The sequence below is a fragment of the Lysobacter sp. P5_B9 genome (assembly GCF_054049835.1).
Map to the genome: position 1 here is coordinate 1 of NZ_JBFULP010000012.1, position 5,219 is coordinate 5,219.

The 5,219-nt window shown below is 56.7% G+C and carries 8 protein-coding genes; all 8 read left to right on the plus strand.

Translation table 11 applies throughout. From position 1 onward, the window contains the following. Window positions 1-149 precede the first annotated feature (149 nt). The 8 genes from ACXJJ9_RS16505 (at window position 150) to ACXJJ9_RS16540 (ending at window position 4,987) form a co-directional block, all read left to right on the plus strand. Complete coding sequence (locus ACXJJ9_RS16505) at window positions 150-428, plus strand: hypothetical protein (protein WP_457098176.1); 279 nt, start codon at window positions 150-152, stop codon at window positions 426-428. 58 nt (window positions 429-486) lie between these two features. Then, window positions 487-801, plus strand: coding sequence for a hypothetical protein (locus ACXJJ9_RS16510; RefSeq protein ID WP_457098177.1), 315 nt, complete (start codon window positions 487-489; stop codon window positions 799-801). Window positions 802-1,785: 984 nt separating this feature from the next. Beyond that, entirely contained in the window at window positions 1,786-2,190 is a 405-nt protein-coding gene (locus ACXJJ9_RS16515; protein ID WP_457098178.1) for a hypothetical protein, read from the plus strand. Window positions 2,191-2,218: 28 nt separating this feature from the next. After that, window positions 2,219-2,788, plus strand: coding sequence for a hypothetical protein (locus ACXJJ9_RS16520; protein ID WP_457098179.1), 570 nt, complete (start codon window positions 2,219-2,221; stop codon window positions 2,786-2,788). A 73-nt stretch (window positions 2,789-2,861) separates the two neighbouring features. Beyond that, the gene (locus ACXJJ9_RS16525; RefSeq protein WP_457098180.1) at window positions 2,862-3,332 is read left to right on the plus strand and encodes a hypothetical protein; all 471 of its coding nucleotides are present in this window, start codon (window positions 2,862-2,864) and stop codon (window positions 3,330-3,332) included. Between the two features lie 462 nt (window positions 3,333-3,794). Next, window positions 3,795-4,142, plus strand: coding sequence for a hypothetical protein (locus ACXJJ9_RS16530; protein ID WP_457098181.1), 348 nt, complete (start codon window positions 3,795-3,797; stop codon window positions 4,140-4,142). Window positions 4,143-4,221: 79 nt separating this feature from the next. After that, complete coding sequence (locus ACXJJ9_RS16535) at window positions 4,222-4,623, plus strand: hypothetical protein (RefSeq protein ID WP_457098182.1); 402 nt, start codon at window positions 4,222-4,224, stop codon at window positions 4,621-4,623. A gap of 55 nt (window positions 4,624-4,678) precedes the next feature. Then, window positions 4,679-4,987, plus strand: coding sequence for a hypothetical protein (locus tag ACXJJ9_RS16540; protein WP_457098183.1), 309 nt, complete (start codon window positions 4,679-4,681; stop codon window positions 4,985-4,987). The last annotated feature ends 232 nt before the right edge of the window (window positions 4,988-5,219 follow it).

Sequence of the window (5,219 nt, forward strand, 5' to 3'; positions counted from 1 at the left end):
GGCCAATACAGGGCCAATACAGCCAACGACAACCGTCGCGGGCCGCGACAGCTCGCGGCTTGGCTGCTGGGGGAGTTGGGGCCTAACAATTCATTCAAGCCGAAGCCGCTTCGCGGCTCGGCTTAATTCAGGCGTTAGGCCCGCACCCAATGGCATCGCAACTCAAACAAACACTGATCAGCACATCTGTCGTCGGGGCCATCCTCGGCGCTCTTCCGGCGACTCTGCTGATTGTCTTTTCTGTGTTTGATGCTGGTAACGACGATCATGGTCCTGCATTGGTCGTTCGGTTTGCCCCGACATTCCTGGCGTATGCGCTGATAGCGCTTGTCGGTGCTGTCGTTATTAGCACGGCCTTCTTTGGCTTGCTCCCGTGGCTGATTCACCAAACAATCGCTTACTTCGTGGCTCGCCGTCGGCGGGCCTAACAATTCATTCAAGCCGAAGCCGCTTCGCGGCTCGGCTTAATTCAGGCGTTAGGCCGCAGTGACCCATCCACTCTCATTTCGCAAAGCATTCTGGCTGTTCCTTCGCAACTCGAGCCCACATGCTCAGTTCCCTCCTGGCTTTTCCGAGGAGACGGGCATCGGCGAGGCCGCGGCGCTTGCATGCATTGTGATCGGCTTCTTTGCCGGCGTTCCACTTACCTTGGGATTCGCTTGGCTTCTCACCCCATGGCTTATTGATTTCTTCTGGCCGCTGTTTGTCGTGGCCGTAGCCGCTTTCTTCATTCTGGCCCAGGGAGCGGTGACATATACCGCCTACCGCGTCTGGCATCAGCGCTGCTACCCTGCGGCCTAACAATTCATTCAAGCCGAAGCCGCTTCGCGGCTCGGCTTAATTCAGGCGTTAGGTGCCCATGGAAAGTTCCGCCATCTCCGAACCTCAGGTCATAAGCACTTGGCGGGATCGATGTGATCGATACGACCAGGCTCTGCGCCGGAACATGACACGCGCACTCGGCGTGGCTGCCATTACCACCATTGCGCTTTTAGGCTTTGGCACCAATCCAGCCGCCTATATTCCTATGCTGCTTTTTGGTTGCGTCTGCTATTTCTTTATTCTGCGAATATTCTGGGCCTCAATCCTTATGTGCCCACGCTGCAATGAGCCGCCTCATCCCGTCGGAAAGTACACGCATCCTCGAGGCGCGACCGTTTGTGATCATTGCGGATCCCACTTGGTCGCCCTTGCGCGGTCGCGGGTGGGCACCTAACAATTCATTCAAGCCGAAGCCGCTTCGCGGCTCGGCTTAATTCAGGCGTTAGGCACCATGCCGAGCACTCCCACAACGTTCGAATCGGATCTCGTCGAGGAGCTCTCGTTTCACCTGCCTGAGATGCGGTCCTTGGTTCCTGCGTTACGGGTGCATGCACGGGAGTTCGACGCAGAGGGCTTCTGGACTACGTTTGTATGCCCCGGCCCTGGCGAAGAATGGTCCGTCTCCCTAGATTCGGAAATAATTCTGTCCAGTGGCGTTCCGGTTGATGCTGAGCTCTGGTCCAAGGGCGATCACCCTTGGCGCCTGCATGTGTGGAGCCCAGCGGGCACCTGGGATGGAGACGTTTCCGGTGGGTACCGTTTCGATGGTGCCTAACAATTCATTCAAGCCGAAGCCGCTTCGCGGCTCGGCTTAATTCAGGCGTTAGGTGGCTGATGAAACTTCTTCGCAAGCGTCGTTCTTATCACGCATGCATCGTTTGTATGGCCCTACTGTTGTCATCGTGCGCGCGGGGAGAAGATCCCTTTCTACAGGTTCAACTCTGCGTCGCCGACGCTCGAGGCATGAACACGTTGAAAACAACGCTGCAGAAAATCGCGCGTGAGGAACACATGCGTTACATCGATAGTGGCGAGGCGACCATGCGAGACCTCAAATCCCTCAATCAGACTGAAAGCCATCTGCACTTGGACGGTAACTTAGTCAACGTTGGCATTGAAGCCAGTGGCTACGGCCTCACAGCTGGCAACATGGGCCTCAACACATACGACGTTTCGGTCGGTTTCGGTCCAAACACGAGAGAGGCCCGAGCATTTTCAGAGCGTGTTACCACGCAGCTGCGCCAACATTGGGCTCTGAAGGTAGTGCCGAAGGACTCCGGTGCATTTCCGGATCCTAGCTGCGCCGGCAAACCCACAACGCCACCTAACAATTCGTCCAAGCCGACGCCGCTTCGCGGCGCGGCTTAACTCAGGCGTTAGCCATCAAAGGGGATTTATGGCGACTCGTTTCAAAACCGCAGCTTTGACTCTTCTCATGGTGCCAGCCTTGGCCAATGCTGGTCTCTTCGGTAGCTCCAACAACGGCAGCCAAAAGCTTGAACCCAATGTTCAGATCACCTTGCCGAAAGGGTTGAAGCTTCGCGCATATCCCATGCCTATACCCGGTGCGTCCAATTACAGGATTGATACGGGAAGCATGCGCATCGCTATCACGGGCATCCCGCTCAGCATGGATGGCCAGCCCGCGCCCGTGCGCACCGACGACGAGATGAAGGAACTGGCACTCCAAAGTGCCACTCAATACCGCCCAGGCGCGGCAAACCCGGATGCTGCACCCAGTCAGGTGAAAGGCGCCGGGTGGACTGCCACCTATGTCAGCTATTCGGCCAAGCCCGGCAGCGCGGGTTTTGTCCCATTTATGGGTGCTGCCTATCAGTGCGTCTCCACCGGTCAGGTCACAACAACTCGCACGGTGTTTGTAATCACGGTCGGATCGCCGGATTGCTATGGAACCGAGCATCAAGGCTTCCTGAAAGCGCTGGAAACCATCACGGTTAATGGCTAACAATTCATTCAAGCCGAAGCCGCTTCGCGGCTCGGCTTAATTCAGGCGTTAGACGCGCAGGAGGATTTTCGGCATGAAGCTAAAAGCACTTCCCGTATCGGCTACGGTCGCGGTTCTTGTCGGACTGGCCCAGACCTACTTTTTGCTCTTTTGCTGGGCCTATATCGCGGCGTACTCGCCCCATACACGATGGCTCTTGGACCTTGGGCTCCAGGGAAACGCATTCTATATAGCGATGTTTTTCTTCAGCTTTCTTATAAGCATCGTGCTGTCCTTACCAGCGGCGTTGGCTCTGTTGAGGCTTCGTCCAAGCAGACTGTGGCTTTACTTGTTGCTGGCCATCGGGCCGGGATTTGTCTGGCTCAACTGGGGCCTAATTGAGAACCCCATGTCGTTCGCCCAGTACGCTGGCGCGGTTGCTCTCGGCTGGCTGCCTGAGCTCTTCGCTCTTCCCATTGCCGCATGGCTCTTGCGGCTCGTGCTTAAAAGACCGGGCGCGCCTAACAATTCATTCAAGCCGAAGCCGCTTCGCGGCTCGGCTTAATTCAGGCGTTGGGGCTCATGACATTCTTCCGTCAGCCAAGCACTCAGTTCGGCCTGGCCAGCTTTTCCGCGTCGTTGCCCATCACTTGGGTCTTCTGGGGCTTCAACATCTCAGACAACACCTTCGGCCCGCACATTTGGCATGTCATGCCGCTCTTGGCGGCGGTCTTCTCCGCGGCTACGGCCTGGCTACTTAGTCACTTCACGAGGCCGCGCGGCTTCGGCTTCTGGCGAGGACTCACTGCAGCTCTCTTGGCGCTTGTGGCCTGTTGTGCTGTTGCCCATCCCGCCCTCGTACTGGCGGCTCTTGTCTTTGTCGGGTGGCTAGTCGTGCTTCTAGGAGGCCTTGCTGGGTGGCTCATTGGTCGTAAGCTGAGCCCTAACAATTCATTCAAGCCGAAGCCGCTTCGCGGCTCGGCTTAATTCAGGCGTTAGGCCTCATACCAACTTTCATGGAGATTCAATGAAGCAGAAACTTGCGACAGCGTTCCTGGTAGGCGTTCTTGCTATCGGCACCGCCCACGCCAATGAGCCCATTCGTCTTGATGCTTCCTCAGACGCGGCGGCGGAATCTAGCTGGCAAAAGATGACCGAGATGGCAACCCCGAAGAAGAAGCAGAAGCTTCTCATCGCCATGCTGCAAATCAACATGGCTGGAGTTAATTCTGCCTACGAGGTAGTTCGCAACCCCGAGCTCCAGAGTCTCGGCATTGCCAGGATCAAGGACAAAGTGTCTGGTTTGACTGCTGACGAGATTATTGAGCTGGGTGGGCGTACATCCACCGTCCAAGTCCAACCGGCAGGCAAATGAGGCCTAACAATTCATTCAAGCCGAAGCCGCTTCGCGGCTCGGCTTAATTCAGGCGTTAGGGCTCAATGGGGAGGGCCTCGTGATCGTAGACATCACCTGCAAGACCGACCGCTTCAACCTGTCTGTGGTCGGGGCTGACTTCATCAATGATTGCTGCTTTGGGGAGGACTTCTCCAAATGGCTTGTATCTGCGCTATCTGAGGCCGGCGTTCCTGCAGACGTTATTTGCATGGAGGACTTTGGCTGGGCCAACCAGGCCGAGCACCAGGGCATCTCCTACCTCATGTGCGTGGCAGGCAATTCGGAGGAGGATCCAAGCCGTCCCAACTATGGCGAGTGGCACGTCATGCTTGAGCGCTACCGCACTTTCACGCAGAAGCTCCTTGGCAAGAACAAGACGGCCGCCTCTGACCCCATCGTTGGCAAGGTCGCGCAAGTACTTCGGGCTGCCGGGTTCTCAGATGTCACGGTTGAGCCCTAACAATTCATTCAAGCCGAAGCCGCTTCGCGGCTCGGCTTAATTCAGGCGTTAGGCCTTGGAATCGACCTTGGAAAGAATCGCTAAAACAATCCGTCGTCTTGGTCTGGCGCTAGCTCTTATTGGCGGCGGTCTCGTCGCCTGGGCGTTAGTGCGCTTCGAGAGCCTTCCAAACTACCTTCGGCTGGCGTCATTCACACCTTTCTTGTTTGGCATAACCATGTTTTGTGTCGAAGACTATCGAAGCCGTTGGACCTCCCTGTCGCCCAAGCGCAAGGGAGAGGCAATTGCATGGTTGTTCGTTCCACCCGCCACCGCCGCAGCTGCGCTCATCTGGTACTTGGTAGATCCGCTGGCCAAGGCCTAACAATTCATTCAAGCCGAAGCCGCTTCGCGGCTCGGCTTAATTCAGGCGTTAGGCCGCATGGGACAGAGCACCCAATCTGCACGTAAAGCCGCATGGCTAGATGTCAGCGCTGCCGCTGTATTCGCCTGTCTATTCGTTCTCTTCTATCGTCACGGCAACATCTCGACCGCCGTAGACGCTGGCGCATACGGCCTTGTTATCGCCGTCATTTACTTTGCCCCCGCTGCTATTC

What these genes read in the sequence shown, in the direction of transcription:
- ACXJJ9_RS16525 (WP_457098180.1), top strand. Translation starts at nt 2,862, where the DNA reads ATGAAGCTAAAAGCACTTCCCGTATCGGCTACGGTCGCGGTTCTTGTC.
- ACXJJ9_RS16515 (WP_457098178.1), top strand. Translation starts at nt 1,786, where the DNA reads ATGAACACGTTGAAAACAACGCTGCAGAAAATCGCGCGTGAGGAACAC.
- ACXJJ9_RS16530 (WP_457098181.1), top strand. Translation starts at nt 3,795, where the DNA reads ATGAAGCAGAAACTTGCGACAGCGTTCCTGGTAGGCGTTCTTGCTATC.
- ACXJJ9_RS16505 (WP_457098176.1), top strand. Translation starts at nt 150, where the DNA reads ATGGCATCGCAACTCAAACAAACACTGATCAGCACATCTGTCGTCGGG.
- ACXJJ9_RS16520 (WP_457098179.1), top strand. Translation starts at nt 2,219, where the DNA reads ATGGCGACTCGTTTCAAAACCGCAGCTTTGACTCTTCTCATGGTGCCA.